This is a genomic window from Vagococcus salmoninarum (assembly GCF_003987495.1).
Lineage (GTDB): Bacteria > Bacillota > Bacilli > Lactobacillales > Vagococcaceae > Vagococcus_D > Vagococcus_D salmoninarum.
Genome location: NZ_NGJU01000007.1, coordinates 1 through 26,829 on the forward strand (window position 1 = coordinate 1; position 26,829 = coordinate 26,829).

At 39.6% G+C, this 26,829-nt stretch carries 26 protein-coding genes; 17 read left to right on the plus strand and 9 right to left on the minus strand.

Going from position 1 to position 26,829, the window contains the following annotated elements; genetic code table 11:
- From CBF35_RS05670 to CBF35_RS05695, 6 genes are all read right to left on the minus strand, one after another.
- On the minus strand, positions 1-934 hold a 934-nt coding region (locus CBF35_RS05670), incomplete at its 3' end, for an ISL3 family transposase (RefSeq protein WP_126779004.1).
- A gap of 153 nt (positions 935-1,087) precedes the next feature.
- Positions 1,088-2,614: an alkyl hydroperoxide reductase subunit F gene (gene ahpF, locus CBF35_RS05675; protein WP_126779005.1), complete on the minus strand. Its 1,527-nt coding sequence runs from the start codon at positions 2,612-2,614 to the stop codon at positions 1,088-1,090.
- Positions 2,615-2,624: 10 nt separating this feature from the next.
- Entirely contained in the window at positions 2,625-3,188 is a 564-nt protein-coding gene (gene ahpC, locus CBF35_RS05680; protein WP_126779006.1) for an alkyl hydroperoxide reductase subunit C, read from the minus strand.
- 151 nt (positions 3,189-3,339) lie between these two features.
- Positions 3,340-4,143, minus strand: a complete 804-nt coding sequence (locus CBF35_RS05685; protein WP_126779007.1) for an ABC transporter ATP-binding protein — start codon at positions 4,141-4,143, stop codon at positions 3,340-3,342.
- On the minus strand, positions 4,121-5,062 hold the full coding sequence (locus tag CBF35_RS05690) for an ABC transporter permease (RefSeq protein ID WP_126779008.1): 942 nt from the start codon (positions 5,060-5,062) through the stop codon (positions 4,121-4,123). Before CBF35_RS05690 ends, CBF35_RS05685 begins: the two co-directional genes overlap by 23 nt.
- A 39-nt stretch (positions 5,063-5,101) precedes the next feature.
- The gene (locus CBF35_RS05695; RefSeq protein ID WP_126779009.1) at positions 5,102-6,082 is read right to left on the minus strand and encodes an ABC transporter substrate-binding protein; all 981 of its coding nucleotides are present in this window, start codon (positions 6,080-6,082) and stop codon (positions 5,102-5,104) included.
- Between the two features lie 491 nt (positions 6,083-6,573).
- Between CBF35_RS05695 and CBF35_RS05700 the strand changes: the two genes are divergently transcribed.
- The 16 genes from CBF35_RS05700 to CBF35_RS05775 all read left to right on the plus strand — a co-directional run bounded on the left by CBF35_RS05700 (position 6,574) and on the right by CBF35_RS05775 (position 23,590).
- Positions 6,574-7,596 carry a LacI family DNA-binding transcriptional regulator gene (locus tag CBF35_RS05700; protein WP_126779010.1) on the plus strand — a complete coding sequence of 341 codons (1,023 nt, stop codon included), beginning with the start codon at positions 6,574-6,576 and terminating at the stop codon, positions 7,594-7,596.
- Between the two features lie 137 nt (positions 7,597-7,733).
- Positions 7,734-9,035: a pyrimidine-nucleoside phosphorylase gene (locus CBF35_RS05705; RefSeq protein ID WP_126779011.1), complete on the plus strand. Its 1,302-nt coding sequence runs from the start codon at positions 7,734-7,736 to the stop codon at positions 9,033-9,035.
- An 18-nt stretch (positions 9,036-9,053) separates the two neighbouring features.
- A complete protein-coding gene (gene deoC / locus CBF35_RS05710) occupies positions 9,054-9,701 on the plus strand; it encodes a deoxyribose-phosphate aldolase (RefSeq protein ID WP_126779012.1) in 648 nt (215 codons plus the stop codon).
- Between the two features lie 13 nt (positions 9,702-9,714).
- Entirely contained in the window at positions 9,715-10,110 is a 396-nt protein-coding gene (locus tag CBF35_RS05715; protein ID WP_126779013.1) for a cytidine deaminase, read from the plus strand.
- A gap of 63 nt (positions 10,111-10,173) precedes the next feature.
- On the plus strand, positions 10,174-11,247 hold the full coding sequence (locus CBF35_RS05720; protein ID WP_126779014.1) for a BMP family lipoprotein: 1,074 nt from the start codon (positions 10,174-10,176) through the stop codon (positions 11,245-11,247).
- A 90-nt stretch (positions 11,248-11,337) separates the two neighbouring features.
- A complete protein-coding gene (locus tag CBF35_RS05725; protein WP_126779253.1) occupies positions 11,338-12,876 on the plus strand; it encodes an ABC transporter ATP-binding protein in 1,539 nt (512 codons plus the stop codon).
- The gene (locus tag CBF35_RS05730) at positions 12,869-13,942 is read left to right on the plus strand and encodes an ABC transporter permease (RefSeq protein ID WP_126779015.1); all 1,074 of its coding nucleotides are present in this window, start codon (positions 12,869-12,871) and stop codon (positions 13,940-13,942) included. The genes CBF35_RS05725 and CBF35_RS05730 overlap by 8 nt, the downstream gene beginning before the upstream one ends.
- A gap of 3 nt (positions 13,943-13,945) precedes the next feature.
- Entirely contained in the window at positions 13,946-14,899 is a 954-nt protein-coding gene (locus CBF35_RS05735) for an ABC transporter permease (protein ID WP_126779016.1), read from the plus strand.
- A gap of 198 nt (positions 14,900-15,097) precedes the next feature.
- The gene (deoB, locus tag CBF35_RS05740; protein ID WP_126779017.1) at positions 15,098-16,264 is read left to right on the plus strand and encodes a phosphopentomutase; all 1,167 of its coding nucleotides are present in this window, start codon (positions 15,098-15,100) and stop codon (positions 16,262-16,264) included.
- A gap of 30 nt (positions 16,265-16,294) precedes the next feature.
- Positions 16,295-17,116 (plus strand): purine-nucleoside phosphorylase, encoded by an 822-nt coding sequence (locus tag CBF35_RS05745; protein ID WP_126779018.1) that lies wholly within the window; start codon positions 16,295-16,297, stop codon positions 17,114-17,116.
- Positions 17,117-17,229: 113 nt separating this feature from the next.
- Positions 17,230-17,937, plus strand: a complete 708-nt coding sequence (gene deoD, locus CBF35_RS05750; protein WP_126779019.1) for a purine-nucleoside phosphorylase — start codon at positions 17,230-17,232, stop codon at positions 17,935-17,937.
- A 103-nt stretch (positions 17,938-18,040) separates the two neighbouring features.
- On the plus strand, positions 18,041-18,910 hold the full coding sequence (locus CBF35_RS05755) for an alpha/beta hydrolase (protein WP_126779020.1): 870 nt from the start codon (positions 18,041-18,043) through the stop codon (positions 18,908-18,910).
- A gap of 42 nt (positions 18,911-18,952) precedes the next feature.
- A complete protein-coding gene (locus tag CBF35_RS05760; RefSeq protein ID WP_126779021.1) occupies positions 18,953-20,122 on the plus strand; it encodes an iron-containing alcohol dehydrogenase in 1,170 nt (389 codons plus the stop codon).
- 212 nt (positions 20,123-20,334) lie between these two features.
- Positions 20,335-20,736, plus strand: coding sequence for a bacteriocin (locus tag CBF35_RS05765; RefSeq protein WP_126779022.1), 402 nt, complete (start codon positions 20,335-20,337; stop codon positions 20,734-20,736).
- An 84-nt stretch (positions 20,737-20,820) separates the two neighbouring features.
- A complete protein-coding gene (locus CBF35_RS05770; protein ID WP_126779023.1) occupies positions 20,821-22,962 on the plus strand; it encodes a DUF1430 domain-containing protein in 2,142 nt (713 codons plus the stop codon).
- Positions 22,955-23,590: an ATP-binding cassette domain-containing protein gene (locus CBF35_RS05775; RefSeq protein ID WP_126779024.1), complete on the plus strand. Its 636-nt coding sequence runs from the start codon at positions 22,955-22,957 to the stop codon at positions 23,588-23,590. The genes CBF35_RS05770 and CBF35_RS05775 overlap by 8 nt, the downstream gene beginning before the upstream one ends.
- A gap of 69 nt (positions 23,591-23,659) precedes the next feature.
- Here CBF35_RS05775 and gpmA read toward each other — a convergent pair whose 3' ends face one another.
- From gpmA to rpiA, 3 genes are all read right to left on the minus strand, one after another.
- On the minus strand, positions 23,660-24,346 hold the full coding sequence (gene gpmA / locus CBF35_RS05780; RefSeq protein WP_126779025.1) for a 2,3-diphosphoglycerate-dependent phosphoglycerate mutase: 687 nt from the start codon (positions 24,344-24,346) through the stop codon (positions 23,660-23,662).
- A 118-nt stretch (positions 24,347-24,464) separates the two neighbouring features.
- Positions 24,465-25,229: a formate/nitrite transporter family protein gene (locus CBF35_RS05785; protein WP_126779026.1), complete on the minus strand. Its 765-nt coding sequence runs from the start codon at positions 25,227-25,229 to the stop codon at positions 24,465-24,467.
- A gap of 109 nt (positions 25,230-25,338) precedes the next feature.
- Positions 25,339-26,031, minus strand: coding sequence for a ribose-5-phosphate isomerase RpiA (gene rpiA / locus CBF35_RS05790; RefSeq protein WP_126779027.1), 693 nt, complete (start codon positions 26,029-26,031; stop codon positions 25,339-25,341).
- Between the two features lie 348 nt (positions 26,032-26,379).
- Between rpiA and rpsL the strand changes: the two genes are divergently transcribed.
- On the plus strand, positions 26,380-26,802 hold the full coding sequence (rpsL, locus tag CBF35_RS05795; protein ID WP_126779028.1) for a 30S ribosomal protein S12: 423 nt from the start codon (positions 26,380-26,382) through the stop codon (positions 26,800-26,802).
- Positions 26,803-26,829 lie beyond the last annotated feature (27 nt).

Sequence of the window (26,829 nt, forward strand, 5' to 3'; positions counted from 1 at the left end):
GTTTTTTAAAGAGTCTTTGATAATTGTAAGTTTGAAAATCAAGCTCAGTTGAACACTTCAGCATTAACCGCCAGTAGTTTTTTAGCTTGCGATAATCTTTCATTTTACTAGCGTTCGAACCAAAGAACTGTTTCATGATTTGAATGCGTGTTTGATTCAATGAACGAGAAATTAATTGAACCACATGGAATCGATCAATGATTACTTCAGCGTTAGGGAAGAGCTCGCAAGCCAATGTAAAATAAGCGGCATTCATGTCAACAACGATTGTTTTTACTTGTTGTCGTGCTTCTAAGCTAAAGCGAGAAAAGTACTCTTTTAAACCGTTTAAGCGACGGTCTGGCAGAATATCAATGATTTCATGAGTAACGGAATCACAGTAAATAAAGCTCATTTTTCCGACAACATTTTTAACAGACTTGAATTCGTCTAGAGATAGGTTGGGCGGTAGATAAGTATAGTCAACTTTAAAAGCAGCGCCTAACTGAGTTAAAATACGTTCAGCAGTTGTTGGAGAAACGTTGTGTCGTCGAGATAAATCCTTTAACGAAATGGCATCACCTAATTCAATAGCGAGGGACTGTTTCACTTTATTAGCTATAAAACAGCTAGGGGCAACTTCTTCTGATTGGGCGACAAAGGTTCTTTTACATTTACGACAAAGAAACCGTTGTTTCTTTAACTCGATATAAGCTGGCCGATTGGCCAGATGAAGCCATTTTACCCTTGAAGTTAGAAAGCCATTCTTAACAAGTAGAAAATCAGTGTTTTCTCGGTCACAACATTTACAATGAGTGGGTGTATAAGTCAAAGTAGCAAAATAAAGGGTTGCAGTAACGCCTTTTATTTTTTGTTCAACGCATGCTTTTTCAGCAAATGTGATATTGGGGTCTTTTAAATTAAGTGATAATCGGATATAATCGTTATGAAACATATGAATTTTCCTCCCTGAATTGGTGTAAGCAACTTTATTCTAACTGGAAAGTTCATATGTTTCTATTTTTTTGCGTAAAAATAGGTGTGAATGAATCTCTTCATCCACACCAAAAATTATACAGCCAGAATTTTCTGTTTGGTTTTTTTGTAATTATTGTCTAATTAAGTAATCAAAAGCCCCTAAGGCAGCTGTTGCACCTGCACCCATGGAAATAATAATTTGCTTATAAATACTTGTGGTACAATCACCAGCAGCAAAAACCCCTGGTAGATTAGTCATCCCGTGGTCATCAATGATAATTTCTCCCCGGTTAGTGACATCAATTGTTTTCGGTAGCCATTCAGTGTTAGGCATTAGCCCTATCAGAATAAAGACCCCTTCAACGGCTAGTTTGTGGGTTTCTTTCGTTAGTTGATCTTCATAAACTAACGACTCAACGTGTTGCTGACCTTCAATGGCTTTAGTCGCAGCATTCGTAATAACTGTCACATTACTTAAAGAAGCTAATTTATCTTGTAAGACTTGATCGGCTTTTAATTCTGGTAAAAACTCTAAGACGTAGACGTGTTGACCCATGCCCGCTAAATCGATGGCGGCTTCAACGCCAGAGTTCCCACCACCGATGACCGCAATATTTTTATTAGCGAATAAAGGACCATCACAATGTGGGCAATAAGCAATGCCTTTGTTTTTAAATTCTTGCTCACCAGGGACATTAATGTTCCGCCAACGAGCGCCAGTTGCTAAAACTAAAGCTTTAGTTTCTAAAACGGCGCCATTTTCTAAAGTTAATTCAATGTGTTCTTTCTTTTGAATGTCTTTTCCTCGTAGGCCTTTCATCACGTCGACGCCGTATTGATTAACATGCTCTTCGACTTGGCGCATCAGTGTTGGCCCTTCAATATAAGGGGTTCCGATGACATTTTCAATCCCTAAAGTATCTAAGACTTGACCGCCGAAAGTATCAACGACCATGCCTGTGCGAATGCCTTTACGAGCGGCGTAAATAGCAGCACTGCTACCAGCCGGTCCGCCACCAACAACAAGGACATCAAACACTTCTTTCTCAGCTAGCTCAGCAGAGTTCACTGGACCAGTGACTTTCGCTAAAATGTCTTCAATCGTCATCCGACCATTGGCGAATTCTTCTCCATTTAATAAAACAGCCGGAACGGCCATAATTTGTTTAGCAGTGACTTCTGCTTGGAACATGCTACCTTCAACCATAGTGTGAGAAATCTTCGGATTTAAGACCGCCATGATATTTAAGGCTTGAACAACATCAGGACAGTTGTGACAAGTTAAACTGACATAACTCGTAAATGCTAATTCTGTTGCAATGTTTTTAATCACCGTCATTTGGGCATCAGGTATTTTCGGTAGCCGACCACTGACTTGAAGTAAGGCTAAAATAAAAGAAGAAAATTCGTGTCCCAGCGGTAACCCTGCAAAAGCGATCCCGCTTGGTGATTCTCCTTGATTGATTTCAAAACTAGGAGTCCGGCTTAAAGGGGCTTCTTTTAACGTTAATTTGTCAGACATTTGAACAACAGTCGTTAAAAATTCCCGAAGCTTGTCAGAGTCTGGACTCTGATCCAGACTAGCAATAAAAACAATGTCTGACTCTAATAAGGCTAAATATTGCTCTAATTGTGTCTTAGTATCTTGATCGAACATAGTGACCTCCTTAAATTTTACCAACTAAATCAAAGCTTGGTTTTAACGTTTCGCCAGTTTCTTTCCATTTAGCAGGGCAAACTTCTCCGGGATTAGCGCGTACGTATTGGGCAGCTCTAATTTTATCAATTAAAGAACTGGCATCACGGCCGATGCCATCTGCGTTAATTTCCATCGCTTGGACAATGCCTTCTGGGTCAATGATAAACGTTCCACGTTGGGCTAAGCCGCTAGCTTCGTCTAAGACGTCAAATTGTCTTGAAATAGCATGGGAAGGGTCACCTAACATAATATAGTTAATAGTTCCGATAGCATCAGAAGTATCGTGCCATGCTTTATGAGTAAAGTGGGTATCAGTCGAACAAGAATAAACTTCCACACCTAGCTCTTGGAGCGTAGCGTATTGTTCTTGTAAATCTTCTAATTCCGTGGGACAAACAAACGTAAAATCCGCTGGGTAAAAACAAATAATGCTCCATTTTCCTTTTAAATCCTCACTTGTTACTGAGATGAATTCTCCTTGATGGTAAGCTTCTGTTTGAAACCCTTCGATTTCTTTTCCAATTAATGACATTAATAATTCCTCCTATGATTGTGAATTTAGTACTTTATAATCATTATAAATAAGGAGTAGTTACAAGTCAATAATTAACCTTCGTTATTTGATGAAAGGGAAATAAAAAAGCCTGACAGCCGGTGTTGGCTATCAGACCTTTTTAAAAAAATTAACCGAGGAGTAAGGCATCGTCTTGTACAGCACTGCCACTATTTTTGTGGAAGAGCTCTAAAAGATCTGCTACGGTTAAGTTTTCTTTTTCAGTTTGGGCTAAATCAACGACGATTTGCCCTTGGTGTAACATGATTAGGCGATTGCCGTAAGTAATGGCATCGGCCATATTATGAGTTACCATAAAGGCGGTTAAACCTTGCTCAGCGATGATTTTTTCTGTTAAGTCCATCACGACAGATGAGGTTTTCGGGTCAAGGGCGGCGGTATGTTCGTCAAGTAAGAGTAAATCCGGTTTAACAATTGCTGCCATCAATAACGTAATCGCTTGTCGTTGGCCACCAGAAAGTAAGCCGATTTCCGTTTGTAAGCGATCTTCAAGACCTAAGTTTAAGGTAGCTAACTGTTCTTGGAAAAACTGCCGATCACTTTTCTTAACGCCAGGAGTAAAGCCACGACGGGAGCCACGTTTCATGGCAATCGCTAAGTTTTCTTCGACAGTTAAACGGACGGCAGTGCCCATCCGGGGGTCTTGGAACACCCGACTAATTTGTTTTGAGCGCTTAACGACATTCTGTTTAGTAATGTCTTTGTTGCCTAGGAACATTTGGCCTTCTTCAATTGGTAAAGTGCCAGCGATACTGTTTAGTAAGGTGGATTTACCAGCGCCGTTGCCACCGATAATCGTAATAAAGTCCCCTTGTTTAATTTCTAAGTTAAGTCCTTTTAAGACGTGGTTTTCATTAACAGTTCCCCGTTCGAAGTATTGGTGAAGTGCTTTAATTTGCAGAATGGTTTCCATTAATGTGACCTCCTTGACGTTTTTTACCTTGGAACTTTTTCTTAATGAGGGGCAATGATAAACAAAGAATTAAAATTAAAGCTGAAAAAAGTTTGTTGTCATTTGCTTCAATAGGAAATTCTAAAATAATTGCTAAGATAAAGCGATAAATAATGGCGCCTAAGACAATTGAGCCCATTCTGAAAAGGAGGGGCTGACTAGCAAAGAGAACTTCTGAGATGATAATCGAAGCTAAGCCAATCACAATCGTACCAACCCCAGCATTTAAGTCAGCGAAGCCGTTGTTTTGGGCTAATAAAGCCCCACTTAAAGCGATACAGCCGTTGGCTAACATGTAACCGAGAATCTTAGTCGTATTAGTATTGATGCCGTTGGCTTGACTCATGTCAGGATTATCACCAGTGGCAATAATTGATAAGCCGATTTCAGTTCTAAAGAAGATAAACAAACTTAAAATCAAGACAAGGACAATTAAGCAACCAACTAAAATGACAGCATTATTTTTACTTAAGCCGAGCGTTTCAAACCAAGTAAAAATTCGTTGTTCACCGATAAGGGAAACGTTGGGACCGCTCATAATCCGAGAATTAAGAGAGTAAAGGCCGGTCATTGTAATAATTCCCGCTAAAAGTGGCGGGATTTTTAACTTAGTGTGGAGTAAGCCAGAAACTAAGCCGGCTAACATGCCCCCAATAAAACCTAAGAGTGTACCGACAACTGGCGGTAAGCCGTTAACAATCGCTGTCGCAGCAATCGCCCCACCAAGGGGAAAAGTCCCCTCAGTCGTTAAATCAGCCACATCTAAAATCCGATAAGTAATAAAGACGCCAATTGCTAACAAGGCCCATAATAAACCTTGAGATAAGGAAGACAAGAAAATACTTGGTAAATTTAAAAAGATTGAGACAATGGTTTCCATGAAAAACGTCCTTTGTTTACGAAAGCAAAAAGCCTTCGCTTATTTTGGTGCTTGAATACTACTTGGGTCAATGCCTAAAGCTTTCGCCATGTCTTCATTAACGACTAATTTTAAATCTTCAGAAGTTTCGATTGCCATTTCCCCAGGATTTTCACCTTCTTTTAAGATGCGAGCCGCCATTTTACCAGTTTGTTTACCTAAGGCTTGGTAATCGATGCCGAAAGTTGTTAAACCGCCGTCTTCAACCATTTCAACGGAACCAGCCACAACGGGAATTTTATGTTCTTTCGCAACATCACCGACAATCGCCATGGCACTAGCAAAAGTATTATCAGTGGGGATGTAGATGCCATCAACGTCTTTGGCTAAACTAGTAGCCACTTGTTGGACGTCGTTAGTGCTGTTGGCCACAGCTTCTTTGACTGTGACACCACTTTTTTCCAGGGCAGCTTTTGCTAAGTCAGCTTGGATTTTCGAGTTAGCTTCTCCAGCATTGTACATAATTCCGATTGTCTTAGGAGCATCGATGACGCTTAATAGTAGTGCAATTTGTTTTTCAATCGGTACCATATCAGAAGTTCCTGTTAAGTTACCACCGGGTTTTTCGTTAGAGTCAACGAGTTTGGCGCTTTCTAAGTCAGTAACAGCTGTGACGACAATCGGAATCTCACTCGTTTCGTTTAACAGGGATTGACCAGCGGGTGTGGCGATTCCTAAGAGTAAATCAACGTTGCTTTTAACGAGTTTTTCACTAATACTTTTTAACTGATCTTGACTGCCTTGAGCATTTTGAAAATCAATCGTGATATTTTCGCCATCAGTATAACCAGCTTCGGCTAAGCCTTCAACGAAGCCAGCGTAAGCGGCATCTAAAGAGCCGTGTTCAACTTGTTGTAACACCCCAATCGTTAAGGTATCTTTGGCGGCTTGATCTGTCCCTTGTTTGCCACAAGCCCCTAAAGCTAATAAAGCGGTGCCTGCTAAAAGTGTTAATCCTAATTTCCATGTTCTTTGTTTCATCCTAATTCCTCCTAAGTTGGTGTGACTAGTATTTTTAACAAACAAAAAGCCATTTAGATATGATTATCTAAATGGCTGTGTAAGTCTAATGTAAAACTCATACGTTATTGAAATAGCCACTTAGATTTTAATTAATCCTACGTGGCTTTTTGTCGGTACGACAAAATGCTTTAGCCAACATAGATACAAAACATTGTTTGCACCCATGAGCTCATGACTACAAACACTATCTAAAGAAGCTAAAGTAAAAGAAAGTGTTATTCAGTTGTTTGGTATTTAATGGTTTCATATAAAAACCCTCCACTGATTTGAGATGAGTTTAGTATATGTTAAAAAGGGAACCTTTGTCAACTTAAATTTTGAATTGTCTGACAATTCAGTGTTGGGGAAGTGCAGCTCAGAAAGGGAGTGTTAATTATTCCGAAACTTTGCTATGATAGTTGTAGAATAAGTTACCAGTTAGTGACGGACTATGAAAGTGGGCAAGGAACATGAAATTAACGATTAAAGACATCGCCAGTAAAGCTGGTGTTTCAACAACTACCGTTTCACAAATCTTAAACAATAAAGGCAGCCGCTTTAGTGAAGAAACGAAACAAAAAGTCCTAGAAATTGTTGAAGAATTTAATTATAAACCTGATTTTTTTGCCCAAAGTATGATTACTAAACGTTCTAAAACAATTGGCATGATTGTGCCAGATGTTACCGATTTCTTCTTCTCTAAGTTGATTGAAGGGGTGGAGACTTATTTGAATTCTCTAGGGTACATGATTATTTTATGTAATTCGAAACATGACAGTCAATTAGAAAAGAAATATTTTGAAGAATTGATTCATCGTTCAGTAGAAGGGATTATTATTGCTACACCGAATACCTTAGATGAAGAGATTATGAATTACTGTTACGCTAAAAAGAAACAATTGCCAGTAATTTTAGTTGATTTAGGTAAGAACCAACGTAATGAAGGGAAGTTAATTGTTGAAGAATATAAAGGTGTCTATGAAGCGGTCAGTTACTTAATCGATCATGGCCATCGGAAGATTGGTTTTTTAAGAGAAGTCGAAGATTATTACCAGTTGTCGGAACGGATTACCGGTTATTTGAATTGCTTAGAAGATCACGGCATTGCCTATACTAAAACGTTAGTGGCGGAAAGTTACTTAACGATTGAAGGTGGCTATAAAGGGACTAAGAAACTTTTGAAGCAAAATACTAACGACTTCACGGCCTTAGTCTGTACAAATGACCAAATGGCTGTTGGGGCTTATCAAGCGATCCATGAAGCAGGCTTACGAGTGCCTGAAGATATTTCGGTTATTGGCTTTGATGGATTAGACATTGGTAATTATTTAGCACCAGCCTTAACGACTGTTTATCAACCCATTTTTGAGATTGGCTTTTCAGCAGCGAAGTTTACTGTAGACGCCATTGCTAATCCTTATTCGCGGATTCCTAATAAAATTTTTCCGACCAATTTAGTCAAAAGAAATTCAGTAAAACGTTTGACTATTTAAAATTATGATGGTATCATCATAAATGAAAGCGGTTGTAACACGAATGTTTAGGTTTGGTAAAACGTTTTACTAAGTTTTATTTTTACCTTTGCCGAATGTTTAGTTATAATAGTGATGACATATAGGGGGACAAGTTTGTGAGAATGATTGATTTAATCGAAAAGAAACGTTCAGGTGGCGAATTAACAAAAGAGGAAATTGAGTTTTTCGTAACAGGTTATACGGAAGACACGATTCCAGATTATCAAGTAAGTGCCTTTTTAATGACAATTTTTTATCAAGACATGACAGACGAGGAAATTACATATTTAACATTAGCAATGGCTAATTCAGGAGATGTAATCGATTTATCGTCTATTAATGGCGTAAAAGTTGATAAACATTCAACAGGTGGCGTTGGTGATACAACGACAATCGTCTTAGCACCTTTAGTTGCTAGTGTCGGTGTACCAGTTGCGAAGATGTCTGGCCGTGGGTTAGGTCATACTGGTGGTACGATTGATAAGTTAGAAGCAATTCCTGGTTTCAAAGTAGAGTTACCTAATGAAGACTTCTTACGTTTTGTTAATGAAAGTCAAGTTGCGGTAACAGGTCAATCAGGTGACTTAGCTCCAGCTGATAAAAAACTATACGCTTTAAGAGATGTGACAGCAACAGTTGATTCGATTCCCTTGATTGCTAGCTCGATTATGAGTAAGAAAATCGCTTCAGGAGCCGATGCCATTGTTTTAGATGTCACAACTGGTGATGGCGCCTTTATGAAAAACATCGACGATGCTAGTCGTTTAGCAAAAACAATGGTTAACATTGGCAAGCTAGCTGGTCGTAACACAATGGCTGTGATTTCTGATATGTCTCAACCTTTAGGTGAAGCCATCGGAAATACGATTGAAGTCGTAGAAGCGATTGAAACTTTAAAAGGTCATGGACCAGCGGACTTAACGGAAATGGTTTATGTGTTAGGTAGCCAAATGGTTGTTTTAGCTGGTAAAGCTGAAACGTTAGAAGAAGCTCGCGGCATGTTGATTGAAGCCGTTGAATCAGGGGCAGCCCTTGAAAAGTTCAAAGTCATGATTGCTAACCAAGGTGGCGATGCTGATATCGTTGACCATCCGGAAAAAATGGCTCAAGCCAAGTATGTTATTGAATTGCCAGCGAAAGAGTCAGGGTGTGTTCGGGAAATTCACGCTGAAAACGTGGGAATTGCAGCCATGCTTTTAGGAGCAGGCCGTAAGACAAAAGAAGACGTCATCGACTATAGCGTTGGTGTTAAGCTACATAAAAAAGTCGGCATGATGGTTGAAGCTGGCGAACCTTTAGTAACGGTTTATGCTAACCGAGAAGATATCGCAGAAGTGACGGAAATGTTATATAATAATATTGAGATTGGTGAAACAGTTGAAGAGCCAGTTTTAGTTAGAAAAATAGTAACTGAATAATAGGAAGAGGTTGAAAAGATGAGTTTCAATAGAAAGATCGATCATACCATTTTAAAAGCTGATGCAACGGAAGCTGATTTACGTAAATTAATAGATGAGGCAAAAGAGCATCAGTTCTACTCAGTTTGTGTGAACCCAACTTGGGTCAAGTTAGCAACTGAGCTATTATCAAAAGAGCCGGTCGCAGTTTGTACCGTGATTGGCTTCCCTCTAGGTGCCAATACGCCAGAAGTGAAAGCTTTTGAAACAAGAGATGCGATTAACAATGGCGCAGACGAAGTTGATATGGTTATCAACGTCGGCCAATTAAAAGCTGGTAACGAAGACTTTGTTAAAAAAGACATCGAAGCAGTTGTTAATGAAGCAAAAGATAAAGCCTTAGTAAAAGTTATTATTGAAGCTTGTCTCTTAACAGATGAAGAAATTGCTACAGCTAGCCGTTTAGCTAAAGAAGCTGGGGCAGAATTTGTTAAAACGTCAACTGGTTTCTCAACAGGTGGAGCAACTGAAGCTGCTGTCGCAATCATGCGTCAAACAGTTGGGCCAGAAATGGGCGTTAAAGCTTCAGGTGGGATTCACTCTGCTAAAGATGCTCAAGGCATGATCGATGCAGGTGCTACTCGTTTAGGTACGAGTGCGAGTATCGCGATTGTAACTGAAGGATAAAGGAGCGTTTCTAATGAGCCAAAAAGATAATTGGATTAAAGCAGCTCGGGAAGTCTACGCTAAGGCCTATGTGCCTTATTCAAAATTTCCAGTCGGTGCCTGCTTAGTAACGAAAGATGGTCAAATTTTTACTGGAGTCAATATTGAAAATGCCTCATTTGGTTTAACGAACTGTGCGGAACGAACGGCCTTTTTCAAAGCTGTTTCTGAAGGCAACCGTGAGTTTAAACATTTGGTAGTCGCAGGTAACACTGATGACCCAATATCTCCATGTGGTGCATGTCGTCAAGTAATGGTCGAGTTTTGTGAACCGTCAATGCCAGTTACTTTGGTTAATAAAGATGGGCTAACAAAAGATACGACGATTGCTGAGCTATTGCCGTATTCATTTACGGAAGAACAACTATAATGATTTGTGATTTAGCCAGTCAGAAATGACTGTTAAATAAAAAAAATACAGGGGGCTTTAAAGATGAAGACATCGAAAAAGATCGGAATGGGTTTATTAACACTAGGTTTGGCAGCGACATTAGTTGCATGTGGTAGCGGTAAAGACGCTAAAACAGACGAAAGCGCAGCTGGCGGTAAAGACAAAGCAAGTGATTTTTCAGCAGCATTAGTAACTGACTTAGGTGGCGTAGATGATAAATCATTTAACCAATCTGCTTGGGAAGGTTTACAAGAATGGGGTAAAGAAGCTGGTAAAGAAAAAGGAACTGGTGGTTTTAACTACTACCAATCTAACTCTGACTCAGAATTCACACCAAACTTAAACAGTGCAATCGATGATGGCTTTAACTTAGTATTTGGTATTGGTTTTAAATTACAACCAGCAATTGAAGAAATTGCCGGAGCAAATAGTGAAACAGAATTTGTAATCATCGACTCAGTCGTCGAAGGTAAAGATAATGTGGCATCAGTTGTCTTTAAAGATAACGAAGCATCATACTTAGCTGGAATTGCAGCTGCTAAAACAACTAAAACTAACAAAGTTGGTTTCGTTGGCGGACAAGAAGGCGAAGTTATTGGTCGTTTTGAAGCTGGTTTCGTAGCAGGCGCTAAATCAGTTAACAAAGACATCGACGTTGATGTTCAATACGCTGGATCATTTGGTGATGCAGCTAAAGGTAAAACAATTGCTCAAGCAATGTACAAAGGTGGAATTGACGTAATCTTCCACGCATCAGGCGATACAGGTAACGGTGTCTTCTCAGAAGCAATCGATATCATGAAAACTAACCCTGAAAACCCAGTATGGGTAATCGGAGTTGACCGTGACCAAGAAGCTGAAGGCGAATACGATGGTAAAAACGTAACATTAACTTCTACTCTTAAAGGTGTAGGAACAGCTGTTAAAGATTTATCAGAAAAAGCTGAAGCAGGTAACTTCCCTGGTGGCGAAACAATGGTTTATGGTTTGAAAGATGGCGGAGTTGATTTAACAGAAGGTCAATTAACAGATGACATTAAAACAGCTGTTGAAGCTGCCAAAGAAGAAATCAAAGATGGCAAAGTTGAAGTTGCCGAAGCACCAGAAAAAAAATAATTTTAAAATGAAGTAAGCTAATGCGTAAACGTATTTAACCGAAACAGTTAGGAAGTGAACATAGTGAACGAATCACAATACGTGATTGAAATGGAAAATATCACAAAAGCATTTGGAACGTTTAAAGCCAATGACAATATTAATTTAAAAGTTAAAAAAGGTGAAATCCATGCTTTACTAGGTGAAAATGGGGCAGGGAAATCGACACTAATGAACATTTTATCAGGTTTATTAGAGCCAACTTCAGGTACCATTCGCATTAAAGGAGTAGAGGAAAAAATTTCTAATCCCACTGTGGCTAACAAGCTAGGGATTGGAATGGTCCATCAGCATTTCATGTTGATTGATAATTTTACAATTGCCGAAAATATTATCTTAGGTAGTGAACCGACGAATGCAGGGAAGATTGACAAAAAACAAGCTTACCAAGATATTATGGCTGTTTCGGATAGATACGGATTTAAAATTGAGCCCGATGAATTAGTCGCCAACGTTTCTGTTGGGATGCAACAACGGGTGGAAATTCTGAAAACTTTGTATCGTGGAGCAGACATCTTAATCTTTGATGAGCCAACTGCCGTTTTAACGCCTCAAGAAATTGATGAGTTAATTCAAATCATGCACGGTTTGGTCGACGAAGGAAAATCAATTATTATCATTACGCATAAACTTGATGAAATCAAAGCTGTGGCTGACCGTTGTACGGTCATCCGTCGTGGTCAGAGTATCGACACTGTTAATGTGGCCGATGTCTCACCTCAAGAATTAGCAGATTTGATGGTTGGTCGTTCGGTGTCATTTAAGACACCGAAAGGTCCAGCTAATCCGACAACACCGGTCTTGAAGATCGAAAATATTGTCGTGAAAGAAAATCGTGGATTAGACGCGGTTAAAAGTCTGAGTTTAGAAGTAAGAGCTGGTGAAGTCTTAGGAATTGCGGGAATTGATGGTAATGGTCAAAGTGAACTATTACAAGCGATTACCGGAATGCGTAAAGTCGAAAGTGGTACGATTGAAGTAAACGGTCAAGATATGACGAATATGAAACCTCGTCAAATTACCGAAAACAGTACTGGCCATGTTCCAGAAGACCGTCACAAATTTGGTCTTGTCTTACCAATGACTTTAGCCGAAAACATTGCGATTCAAACTTATTATAAAGCACCTCTAAGTCGCAATGGACTCCTAAATTATGGCAAGATTAATTCTCACGCTTGTGAGTTAATTGAAGAATTTGATGTCAGAACAGTTAATGAATTAGTACCGGCAAGTGCCCTTTCTGGTGGTAACCAACAGAAAGCAATCATTGCCCGGGAGATAGATCGTGACCCAGATTTACTGATTGTCGCTCAACCAACTCGTGGTTTAGACGTTGGGGCGATTGAGTATATTCATAAACGCTTAATCGAGCAAAGAGACAATGGTAAGGGTGTTTTATTAGTGAGTTTTGAGTTAGATGAAATTTTAAACGTCTCAGATCGAATTGCTGTTATGTTCGAAGGAGACATTGTAGGGATCGTTGACCCTCAAGAAACAAGTGAACAAGAATTAGGATTATTAATGGCCGGGGTACCTTTGTATAAAGCCCGTGAAGGTCTTAAAGAGGAAGGAGCGGCGACTAGTGAATAAACAAAATTCATTGATTAAAAGTATCGCAGTTCCGGTTATCTCCGTTATCGCAGGTCTTTTATTAGGAGCTATTATTATGGTAGCCTTCGGTTATAATCCAGCTGAAGGTTATGGCGCAATGTTAAGAGGAGCCTTTGGTCGTTCTTATAACATCGGTGAAGTTCTCCGTTTAGCAACGCCGCTAATTTTAACTGGTTTAGGTTTCTCGATTGCTAATACTGCTGGTTTCTTCAACATCGGTTTAGCCGGACAAGCCTTATCAGGATGGATTGCTGCAATTTGGATGGCAATGACTTTCCCAGATTTACCAAAAGTTATTTTAGTGCCACTTTGTATTATTATTGGGGCAGCTGCTGGAGCTTTTTGGGCAGGGATTGCTGGCTTCTTGCGAGCACAATTTGGAACAAGTGAAGTCATCGTGACGATTATGTTAAACTACACAATCTTACACATTAGTAACCACTTAGTTCGTAACGTCTTTACAGAAAATGCAGATGCCACACCTAAGATTTCTGAGAATGCCTCTTTAAGAGCTGGCTTCTTAACAGAAATATCTGGCGGTTCCCGCTTAAACTTAGGAATCTTCTTAGCGATTATTATGATCGGCTTAGTTTGGCTCTTAATGAAACGAACAACAACTGGTTTTGAATTACGTTCAGTTGGTTTAAATCCTTTTGCTTCTGAGTATGCTGGAATGAACGCTAAGAAAAATATCGTCTTAGCAATGTTAATTTCCGGCGCTTTAGCAGGGATGGGTGGAGTTGTTGAAGGTTTAGGTACTTTTGAGAACTTATACATCTTAAGTGCTGCACCAGAAATTGGTTTCGACGGAATGGCCGTGTCACTATTAGGTGGCGGTAACCCAATCGGAATCTTCTTATCAGCGATTCTCTTCGGTATTTTAAAAATTGGTGGACTGAAAATGCCAAGTGTTGGGGTACCAAAAGAAATTGTTGAAATCGTGATTGCGTCAATTATCTTCTTCGTTGGAATCAGCTTTGCGATTCGCTTCATTATGGATAAAGTCGCACCTGATAAAAAAGTTGTCGAGAAAGGAGATGCATAATCAATGGTTGGAATTTTAGCTATTATCGTCTCTTCCTCACTAGTGTATTCTGCTCCTCTAATTTTTACAGCTTTAGGTGGAACGTTCTCTGAACGAAGTGGAGTTGTCAACGTTGGTTTAGAAGGAATTATGACAATCGGGGCCTTTAGTGCTACCGTCTTTAACTTATTTACAGCTAGTACTTTTGGGGCAGCGACACCTTGGATCTCAATGATTTTTGGTGGCTTAGTCGGAGTTCTCTTCTCCCTAATCCATGCTGTTGCCACAATTAATTTAAGAGCAAACCATATTGTTTCCGGAACGGTTATTAACTTAATGGCCCCAGGATTAACGGTTTTCTTAACAAAAATGATCTTTGATGGTCATGGTCAAACAGATTTAATTAAAATGCGTTTCGGTAAAATGAGTGTGCCAATCTTAAAAGATATTCCCGTTATCGGTGAAATCTTCTTCAAAGATACGTCAGCACCAGCTTACTTAGCAATTGCTGTAGCTTTTATCGCCTACTTCGTCATCTTTAAAACGAAGTTTGGTTTAAGACTACGGGCCGTTGGGGAAAACCCTCAAGCAGCTGATACTTTAGGGATTAACGTTTACGGCATGAAATATGCTGGCGTTATGATCTCTGGCTTCTTAGGCGGAATTGGTGGAGCGGTAGCCGTTCAATCAATCTCTGGTCAGTTCTCAATCTCAACGATTGCCGGTCAAGGGTTTATCTCTATGGCAGCAATGATCTTCGGTAAGTGGAACCCGATTACCGTGATGGGGGCAGCGATTTTCTTCGGATTAGCCCAAAGTTTAGCCGTTATCGGTGGATCAATTCCATTTATTAGTAGTTTAGAGCCTGTTTGGTTACAAGCAGCACCGTATGTCTTAACAATCATTGTGTTAGTTGCCTTTATTGGTAAGTCACAAGGACCAAAAGCTAACGGACAAACTTACATCAAATCTAAATAGTTCTAACTGAACGTGCCAAGATGAAAGCTTACTTTCGATCTCTGGCACGTTTCTGCTAGAAGCAGTTTTAAAACAACATGTTTTCTTAGCGAGTCATCACTGGAAAAGTAGTGAAAGCTGATCAGCTAATTGTTATAATTAACAAGAAACAACAATGAAGACATCGAAATAACTGAAAATCAAGAAAGAAGGAATTAGATGTTTAAAAGAGTACATTTAGTCGTATTAGACTCAGTTGGTATTGGTGAAGCACCAGATGCTGAAAAATTTGGAGACTTAGGTAGCCATACTTTAGGGCATATTGCTGAAACAGCAGGCTTAACCGTTCCGCATATGGAACAATTAGGTTTAGGCACAATCGAACCTTTAGCAGGGGTTAAAGCTGTTGCGGACCATCAAGGCTACGCAACGAAGCTTGAAGAAATTTCAGTAGGTAAAGATACAATGACTGGCCACTGGGAAATTATGGGCTTGAACATTGAAACGCCTTTCCGCGTCTTTCCAGAAGGCTTTCCAAAAGAGTTATTAGATAAAATTTCGGAATTTTCAGGTCGGGGCATCGTCTGTAACTTACCTTACAGTGGTACAGCCGTCCTTGACGACTACGGTGAACATCAAATTAAAACTGGCGATTTGATTATTTATACATCGGCTGACCCAGTCTTACAAATTGCTGCTCATGAAGAAGTGATTCCTTTAGAAGAGCTTTACAAAATTTGTGAGTACGTTCGTGAAATCACTAAAGATGATCCTTACATGATTGGTCGAATTATTGCCCGTCCGTATTTAGGAGAACCAGGAAACTTTGCAAGAACAGCGAATCGTCATGACTATGCCTTAGATCCTTTCGGCGAAACAGTCTTAGACTCTCTGAAAAATGCTGGCAAAGATGTGATTGCTGTTGGTAAAATCAATGATATCTTTAACGCTCAAGGGATTACTGAATTCGTCCGGACGAAGTCTAACATGGATGGCGTTGATCAATTGATCAAAGTCATGGGTCAAGACTTTACTGGCATGAGTTTCACTAACTTAGTCGACTTCGATGCTCTCTTCGGTCACCGCCGAGATGTGACTGGTTACGGCCAAGCAATTGATGAGTTCGATGCTCGCTTACCAGAAATTTATGCAGCGATGGCAGAAGATGACTTATTATTAATTACAGCGGACCACGGCAATGATCCAACCTTCCCAGGAACAGATCATACTCGTGAATATGTGCCATTACTTGCTTATAGTAAAAAAATGACCGGCCAAGGCAACTTGCCACAAGGCTATTTCTCAGATATTTCAGCGACAATTGCTGAAAACTTCGGTGTACCAGCCACAGAAAATGGCAAAAGCTTCTTAGATAAATTAAAATAAACCACCATTTACGGTGAAAGGACGATATTAATGACAAAAGTATTAAGCGAACAATTACAAGAAACAGTTGCCTATATTCAAAGTAAAGGCGTGAAAGAATTAGAATTTGGTTTAATTCTTGGTTCTGGTTTAGGCGAACTTGGGGATGAAATCGATAACCCAATCGTGATTCCTTATGAAGAAATTCCCAACTTCCCAGTTTCAACAGTCGTTGGCCATGCAGGGCAATTAGTGTATGGTGAATTATCAGGTAAAAAAGTCTTAGCGATGCAAGGTCGTTTCCACTTTTACGAAGGCAATAGCATGCAAGTCGTGACTTTCCCAGTACGAGTGATGAAAGCGTTAGGCGCCCACTCAATGATCGTTACTAATGCGGCTGGTGGTGTGAACACATCATTTACGCCAGGTAACTTAATGTTAATTACCGATCAAATCAACTTCACCGGGGCTAACCCATTAATTGGTGATAACGATGAGAACTTAGGACCACGCTTCCCTGACATGTCAGAACCTTACGATAAAGCTTACGGTCAAATCACTCGTCAAGTCGCTGATAAACTAAAAATCACTTTACAACAAGGGGTTTACATGGGGTATTCAGGACCAACTTACGAAACACCAGCGGAAATTCGCATGTCTCGTGCGATGGGTGCTGATGCTGTTGGAATGTCAACAGTCCCAGAAGTCATCGTTGCTCGTCATATGAGTATGCGTGTCTTAGGAATTACGTGTGTGACTAACTTAGCAGCTGGGATGCAAGCGAACTTAAACCATGCCGAAGTTGTTGAAACAACTGAACGGGTTAAAGCTGACTTCAAATCATTAATTAAAGAAACATTGAAAAACATTTAATTGAATTGTTAAAAATAGCAAGTTTAGCGACGTTGCCAGTTAGTGACGTCGCTGAGTTGCTAATTTTTTTCAGTCCAGGAAAGACTAACTAAAAAAATAGAGGAGCGATACTAATGAGTGTTCATATTGCAGCCCAACCAGGCGAAATAGCTGAAAAGATTTTATTACCAGGAGACCCTTTAAGAGCGAAGTACATTGCCGAAAAATTTCTTGATAACCCTAAATGTTACAATGAAGTTCGAGGAATGTTAGGGTATACCGGAACTTACAAAGGCGTACCAGTCTCAGTTCAAGGAACTGGTATGGGAATGCCTTCAGCGGCGATTTACGTTAATGAATTAGTTCGCGAGTACGGCGTGAAACAATTAATTCGTGTCGGAACGTGTGGCTCGATTCAAAAAGACGTCCATGTCCGTGACTTAGTGATTGCTCAAGCAGCAGCCACATCTTCAAATATTATTCGGAATGATTTCCCGAAACACGATTTTCCACAAATTGCTGATTTTGATTTATTATTAAAATCATACAACTTAGCCAAAGAAAAAGGCTTTAATATTCATGTCGGCAATGTGTTATCTGATGATGTTTTTTACAAAGACAGTATGGATGAAGTCTTCCGCCTAGGAGAACATGGCGTGTTAGGAATTGAAATGGAAGCAGCGGTTATTTATTATTTAGCAGCTAAGTACCATGTCCAAGCCTTAGCGATTATGACCGTCAGTGATCATATCTTAACTGGTGAAGAAACTAGTTCTGAAGAACGTCAAGAAACCTTTGATGAAATGATGATTGTCGCTTTAGAAGCGATTATTCAAGAGTAAGGCATAAAAGTTAACGGTCACTTTTAAGAAGGGCGAATTCTTCTCAAAAGTGGCCTCTTTGCTGTACAATAAAGCTATGACGTAATAAAGGAAGGAGTCACCAATGGAAATTGCAGAAATGAAGTTGATGATGAAGAATATGGCCACAAGCGATGGCATCCGTGATGCCGATCTGAAGGAACCAACAGATTTAGTTAAAGTCCGAAATATCTCTTACGGTCCTTATGGTTCAGAAAATTTGTTAGACATTTACTATCCTGAGAGTCAAGGTGGGAAGTTACCTGTTATTTTTAGTATTCATGGTGGTGGTTATTTTTATGGGGACAAAGAGTTATATCGCTTTTACACGATGGCCTTAGCGAAAGAAGGTTTTGTTGTCTTAAATTTTAATTACCGTTTAGCTCCCGCAGCCACGTACCCAGCCCCTTTAGAAGACACGAATAATGTCATGGCTTGGCTAGTTGCTAATCAAGCCGATTACCCAGTGGATTTGGAACAGTTGTTTATTGTCGGTGACAGTGCGGGTGGTCAGTTAGCAGAACAATACGCGACGATGCAAACGAACCCAGCTTATGGTAAATTATTTCCGTTTCCCTTAGCCCCAATTAAGATTAAAGGGTTGGGCTTAAACTGTGGGGTTTATTTTATCGGCACTAAAACCGCTATTAATGCTGATTTTCCTTTTTACTTTGGGGAGGAACTGACGGAAAGTATTAGTGAGCAATTTCCAGTCGAAAGTTATCTCACGGCAGAATTCCCGCCAACGAGTTTGACAACGGCAACTGATGACTTTTTACGGGACTTAGCCCAACCTTTAGCGGAGCAACTAGTAAGTCTCGGCGTTCAGGCGACAGCGAAAGTCTATCGAGATCCAGCAGGTGGCAAGTTGACTCACGTCTTCCATATTAATCAAAAGCTCGCCGTTAGTCGGGAATGTAATCAGGAACAAGTAGCGTTTTTTAAGAGTTTATAAGTAGTTTAATTAGTCAGATAACGAGAAAAGAGGAAGTTCATTATGAAAAACTTTGTATTTCAAGCACCAACTAAAATTGCCTTTGGCGAAGGTCAAATCAGTCATTTACCGAAACTTTTAGCAGAACACGGTCAAAAGGTCTTATTAGTCTACGGTGGTGGGAGTGTTAAACGGAACGGAATTTACGAAGCGGCCATTGGGCTATTAGCTGAAAATAAGTTCATTGTGACGGAATTAGCTGGCGTGGAACCGAACCCGCGGATTGAAACAGTGTTAAAAGGTCGGGAACTATGTCTGGAAAATGAGATTGATGTGATTTTAGCAATTGGTGGAGGCTCAACGATTGATTGCTCAAAAGCGATTGCTGCTGCCCGTTATTATGATGGCAACCCTTGGGACTTCACTCAAGATCGTAGTCTCGTTGGCGAAGCGTTACCTTTAGTGACAATTTTGACGATGTCAGCCACTGGTTCAGAAATGAATGGTGGAGCCGTCATTACTAACTTAGCAACTCAAGAAAAACTTGGGATGGGTGGTCCAACCTTAATTCCGAAAGCCTCAATTTTAGACCCAACTTACACGTATTCCGTACCAACAATTCAAACAGCAGCTGGTTCAGCTGATATTATGAGTCATTTGATTGAAAATTACTTTAGTCGTAATACGACGGCAGCTTTACAAGACCGAATCGCTGAAGGGATTATGAAGACAGTCATTGCCTATACACCAGTCGCTTTAGCTGAACCGACTAGCTATGAAGCACGGGCTAACTTAATGTGGTCAAGTTCATTGGCTTTAAATGGTTTAACAGGTAGTGGTAAAGAGGGAACTTGGACGTGTCACGCCATTGAACATGAACTAAGTGCTTTTTACGATATTACCCACGGCATTGGTTTAGCGATTGTGATTCCCCGCTGGATGGAACATGTCTTAAATGAGCAAACTGTCAGTCAATTTGTGGCTTTTGCTGTAAATGTCTTTGGGATTGAAGCCACTGGCGATGACTTTGCTGTGGCAAGAGCAGGAATCAAAGCCTTATACGAGACATTTGCTAGCTGGGGTATTCCAATGACTTTACCAGAAGTTGGTATTGATGAAAGCAAACTAGCCTTAATGGCAGAAAAAGCCATTGAACATAGCGCCATTACAAAACATGGCTTTGTTTCTTTAGAAGCAAAAGATGTGGAAGCAATATTGAAAAATTGTTTCTAAAATGAATGACTAAAAAAGTGTCAGAGACTAGGGGTCTTTGACACTTTTTTGTTTGTTGTAAAGTAGGGGGATTCTCAAGAAACGGGAGAGCTAATTTAGATTTAAAAAATAATCGTAAACGAGTTTTTTTAATTGAAAATTCTGCACGCTTATGTTATTTTTTAGCTGAGGACTGCTTAGATTTGACTGTTTTGTTTCAAGAAAGGAACGTTATGAGAAAGTACGTATTGATGTTTGTTCTAATACTGTTTGTCGGAACGAGTGGCATGGTAGCCGATGCTGTAATTAGTTCAGTTGGTGGAGGTAGTGAGAATTTAGATGGCTATAGTGGGGTATTTTACTCAACTATTTACTCGGAAGAATCTGAAAGCAATATAAGTCAGAGAAAGGTAACGTCGGGACCAGTTTCTGATGGACGTGGTTGGTGGCGGCGAGGTAAACGTCAAAACGAAGGTATTTCAGAATATGTTGATTATGTTAGTCGAGGTCATGCCTCAGTAGAAAATGGTAACGGTGATTACCATAGTGGTGGATGGAAGAACGCGTATATTTGGAGTAAAGCTAAGTTAGATTGGACCCGTAGTGGAAACAAAGCTTACTACAATTATCGTTAAATGATAGTTATTACTAGTTGCTAAAACTTATGGAAGAAAAAATTTAGGCAGTCCAATTGATCTTAAAAGGGGTCAGTTAAACCTATGAAAAAAATTGCGGTAGTCGGTTTAGTTTGCCAGTTGTTACTTATTGGCTTCGTCAGTCTCTTGTTACTCAATCAAATGGTTTTGAATAACTGGCAATTTCATAATAAAGACCGGCTAAGTTTATTAATGGCAGATGAGATAGCACAGACGGAACTTACCGAACAACGGCAGTTTTTAGAAAGCCTAGCTCAAACATATCAAGTTAGTGTAGCTAAATATCTCTGGCAAGACCAAGAGACACTAATAATTTATACGACTGATCAAAGTTTACAAGGTCGTTTGCAGTTAAAGGCTTCAGCTCAAGGAAGTTCGGCAAGGGGTAGTTTGTTTTCAAATCAAGACTTTATTTGGGACGACCCCAAAATTTCTATCGAAGTTAGACCTTTTAGAGAAGTTGAAGAAACGGGCATAGTCGGCATTTACTATATTGATTCCCTTCCGCCCCCTATCAGAAGTGTTTTTTTAGAAGAGTTAACAGCGGAGTTAGGGAATGTTACTTATGAAGTAGTTGAGGAGTATCATTATCGCTTAGTGGACATTTTGTTAGATCAGTCCCTCTGGTTAGTCGCTTTTAGTTTGTTATTACTCGTTAATCTGCTGAGCTATTGGCAATTTCTTTTGCAACAGACTAAAAAAATTGCCATTCTGAATTTGTTTGGTTACAAAGGCTTAGCTTGCTTTTGGCAGACTAGCCGAAGTTTAGTTTACTTAGGCTTAGTTTTGGTCATTAGTTTGCTAACGAGTGTCACTAGTTACTTTATGGTGACAAGAGGTGGTTTTTACGCCTTTTGGCTCTATAGTTTCAGTTTAATCAGTGGGTATCTTTTGTTAGTGATTAGTTACTTAGTGCTATTTTTTCTATGTTGGCGGCAACACTCTCAAGGATTTATGGCTGAACGGATTAAAGATAAAAATAATTTAACTTTAGGATTCTGGGTCAATCAAGGCAGTAAAGGACTTTTGTTAGCCAGTTTACTATTTTTACTTGTTGATGGCATACACGAGAGCAAGGAGTTACAACAAGAAATAGAGAGACAAGCAGAGTGGCTGAGAACAGAAAATGTTTATCGAACTAACTTACGTTTAATCACCCGCGATCCTGAAGTGTACCGACCCTTTGAAGTAAGATTAAAGGACTTTTATTTAGAAGCCTTACCTAAAGGGATCTTTTTAATCGATGCTAGTAACTATCATAAATTAAGTAATGATGAGTATTTGTATGATATGAATAATCGTAGTGGTACTGAGCTAGAGCGATTAACATCACCAGCAGGCATGTCTGTCACTATTAATGAAAATTACTTAAAGCTTAATCCAATCCTTAAAGCTGATGGCCAGTTAGTGAGTAATGAAGATCTTATTTACAAGGAAGAGGTTTGGAATGTCTTAGTGCCGGAAGTTTTAAAGGAGTACCAATTTGAACTTGAAAAACGCTTCCTAGAGCAATTTGATTTTCAAAAATATCTTTTTACAGAAGCCGAAAATCAGCAACAAGGGCTTAGTTTAAATCTTATCTATGTTAAAAATCAGCAAGGCTATTTTACTTATGATTCAGCAATCGACCGACTTGATTTTACGATAATTGACCCGACAGCAGTGGTTGACACTGGTAATTTAGACCCAGCTTTTTATACATCATGGCTCACGTCTTCCGTTTTTGTCTATTCTCCTGATGAGAATGGTTACCGTTATATCTTACCTGAAGTCATGGCCACGAATACTTTACCAAGTATTCAAAGCACAACGTCGATTTATGATGCCAGGGGGGCACAGATTAAGGAAAAAACGGATCAATTGCGAAGTTTAACCTTAGTGTTAAGTTTAATGGGCGGGACGATTTTATATACTAGCTATGGCTCCTTAAAGGGGTATTTAGCCATTAACCGTTATCGATTTATGATTAAATATTTATTTGGCTATCCGTATTTCGAGCTGTTATGGAAATTTATTATGAGTCAATTAGGACTAATCATAGTAATTGGGGCAGTTGTTTGGTGTGTGACTCAGTCGTTAATCATCATGCCGTTTCTACTACTTTTAATCTTAAGTGAATGGTTGATCTATGGTTGCTTAGTTAGCCGGTTAACTAGTAACGACTCAATCAGTAACTTTTCTAAGTTAGGAGGCCAAAATGATTGAATTAAAGGGCATATCAAAAGAGTATAAACACAAAAAAGTTTTAAACAACTATGACTTAATAATTGAAACCGGTGAATTTTTGTGTATTTATGGGAATAGTGGTGTTGGCAAGACAACGTTGTTAAATATTCTTAGTTTAGTTGAAAGACCAACGGCAGGGACTGTGATTTTTGACCAACATAGTCAACCGACTAAAAAGAAAGTCAGGGAACTGCGTTTAGCTAAAATTGGTTATTTATTTCAATCGTATGGTTTAATTGATAATGAAAGCGTGGCAGCTAACTTAGTAATCGCTTTGAAAGGCAAGTCCCTAGCTAAAGGAGAAGTCAAAAAAGCCATGCTCAAAGTCTTGGAAGAAGTTTCTTTAGACGTAGAACTCTCTCAAAAAGTCTTTGAATTAAGTGGTGGTGAGCAACAACGGCTAGCCTTAGCTCGTTTGTTACTTAAAGAGCCGACCTATATTTTTGCCGATGAACCAACGGGTAATTTAGATGCTGAAAACACAGACTTAGTTTTTGCTATTCTCCAAAGGTTCCACAATCAAGGTGGAACAGTTGTCTTTGTTACTCATAATCAACGACTACTAGAGAAAGCGCCGAAAACCTTAGAGTTAAAAAGGAAGTTCTGAAGGAATCCAATTGCAAAAAAGGACTGAATCTTAAGATTCAGTCCTTTTAATAATTAAGAAAGCTATTTTTTATAAATAATATTTCTTAGCAACACTTAAATCATCATTTAATTCGTAGACGAGTGGTTGACCAGTTGGGATTTCTAAAGCCATAATATCCTCATCAGAGATGTTTTCCAGATGTTTAGCTAAGGCCCGGAGTGAATTTCCATGGGCAGCGACTAGAACAGTTTCACCAGCTAGTAGTGAAGGGGCAATATAGTCGTCCCAATAAGGTGTCACTCGCTCTAAGGTGACTTTCAAGTTTTCCCCACCAGGAATGACCCGTTTGTCTAAATGGCTGTAACGAGGATCATTAACAGCTGATTTAGGGTCACTAGGATCGAGTAGGGGTGGCAAGGTGTCATATGACCGACGCCAGAGTAAGACTTGATCATCTCCGTATTTCTCTGCAGTTTCTTGTTTGTTTAACCCTTGTAAGGCGCCGTAATGCCGTTCGTTTAAACGCCAAGATTTATGTTCCGGAACCCACAGTTGCTCAGATTCTTCTAAGACATAATGGCTAGTTTTGATGGCACGTTTTAAAAGCGATGTATAAGCGATATCAAAGTGAATGTCAGCAGCCTTAATTTTACGTCCAGCTGCTTGAGCTTCAGCTACGCCTTGAGGGCTTAAGTCAACGTCTTCCCACCCAGTAAATAAGTTAAGAGCGTTCCATTCACTTTGGCCGTGACGAAGAAAAACTAATTTTTTCATAGTAAGGTCTCCTTTAGTTGGAAGAGGTCTTCCAGTTACACTTATTGTAGACCTTTTTCTTAAAAGACGCCAAAGATAACTATTAAACTCCGGTTAATTAATAAAAAAAACATCATGATTAGTCATGATGTTTTAGACCTAGGAAGTATAAGCCGCTAACCATAACAGCACCGCCGACGATATTGCCGAAGTAGACCGGGATGACGTTTTGGATAAATTGGAGCCAAGTCGCTTGGCCTTCAAAGATTGCTGCAGGAATAATAAACATATTAGCGACACTATGTTGGAAACCAATCGCCACGAAAGTCATAACTGGGAACCAAATAGCTAAAATTTTACCAGCCCCATCTTTTGCGCCGTAACATAACCAAAGGGCGATACCGACAAACCAGTTACAGCCGATACCAGAGATGAAAGCTTGTAAAGGGGTAGCGGCGATTTTTGCTTGGGCAATGGTGATCGTTTCTTCGAGATAAACCCCAGTACCAGTTAAGCCAACAATATGTCCGAAGAAATAAGCAACGAACAAGGCCCCGACAAAGTTAGCGGCGGTAATTGTCAGCCAATTAATAATTAACTCTTTGCCGGTAATTTTTTTGCCGAACCAAGCACTAGCAACTGCCATCATGTTACCGGTAATTAATTCACCACCACCGAGTAAAATCACGATTAAACCAACTGGGAAAACCGTGGCCCCGATAAAGGTAGCAAAACTCCCCCATTCAGCCGCTACGGAAGAGATAACCCGGACGTAAGCTAAGTAACCGAGAGAAATCATTGCCCCGCCGATGAAGCCGAGAACAAGTTTTGCTTGTAATGATTTTTGGACCTTTTTTGTACCCATAAGGATACTTGTTTCTAATATTTCTTCTGGTGAATACATAACACAACTCCCTATCATTTGTGAATTAATTATCATATGAAATAATTATAGTATAGCGGTCATTATAAATAAAGGTTAAATAGTAAAAAGAACACTAAAAATCACGGTTTTAGCTAATTTTCGGACTTTGAGGAACAATTAAGGTTTCGACGCCACGACTTTTGCCTACAAGGACCAAGTCGACGATGGCAAGAAACAAACCAGTTTCAACAACTCCGGGTAAGGTTTTTAACCAAGCGTCTAATTTCTCCGGCTCAGCCAGTTCCTGTAAATGAAGGTCAATCAAATAGTGACCACTGTCAGTCAAGAGAGGTTGTTGGTCATCACCCAAACGCAGAACTGGTTGTAAGTCCGTCGCAGCAAGTTTTTTGAGTAGCTGCTGACTGCCGAAAGGGATCACTTCAACTGGTAAGGGAAACTGACCTAAGGTTGTCACAAGTTTTGAGTCATCGACGATCCAGATATTTTTTTTGGAATAACTAGCCACGATTTTTTCGTGAAGTAAGGCAGCACCGCCACCTTTAATGCCGTGAAAGTCAGGACTGATTTCATCGGCACCGTCAATCGTCACGTCAATCTCCGCCACCTCATCTAAGTCTTTTAAAGGAATGCCTAAAGCCTGAGCTTGTTTTTTAGTTGCGGCGGAAGTTGTAACGCCAGTCATGATGAGACCCTCTTCTTTTACTCGCCGACCTAGTTCCGCTACTAAGTAAGCGGCCGTTGAACCAGTTCCTAAGCCGACAGTCATGTGATTTTTGACATAACTAGCGGCAGCGATCCCAACTTGGGCTTTTAAATTCATCGAAATTACCTCCTCTTGTTTTATTCTATTCTATTATATAGTAGAAGAGTAACAAAGACAGCGGAAAAGGTGGCCAATGGACTGAACCGCCACACTTTTTAAGGAGTTAAACAGAAAGTTTCTGAAAAAGCATAAAAACTTTAGAAAGATGGTTGACAAAAAGTCGAATAATGTGTTAAGCTCTTAAAGGTGCTTAAAGTTCAGTAGATTCAATGTTCTATCTGTAGCAAAAGCATTTTCTAACGGTAATAAACAACTGCAAGTTAGCTTGCATTCTTTTTATCGTAAAAAATGAACCACGCGGATGTGTGGGACTAGAAAACCCTTTAGGGAAGGAGGAAATAAAAAATGCCAACGATTAATCAATTGATTCGTAAATCTCGTAAATCAAAAGAAACTAAATCAGCGTCACCAGCTTTAGGTAAAGGTTATAACAGCCTTAAAAAAATCCACACTAACTCAAATGCTCCTCAAAAACGTGGAGTTTGTACTCGTGTAGGAACAATGACACCTCGTAAACCTAACTCGGCTTTACGTAAATATGCTCGTGTTCGTCTATCTAACAACCTTGAGGTTACAGCTTACATTCCAGGTATCGGCCATAACTTACAAGAACATAGTGTTGTTCTTCTTCGTGGAGGACGTGTTAAAGATTTAGCCGGTGTTCGTTACCATATTGTACGTGGAGCCCTTGATACAGCCGGTGTTACCGACCGTAAACAAAGCCGTTCTAAGTATGGTGCTAAAAAACCAAAAGCTGCTAAAGCTTAATTAACAACCAAAAACTAAAAAAAAAAA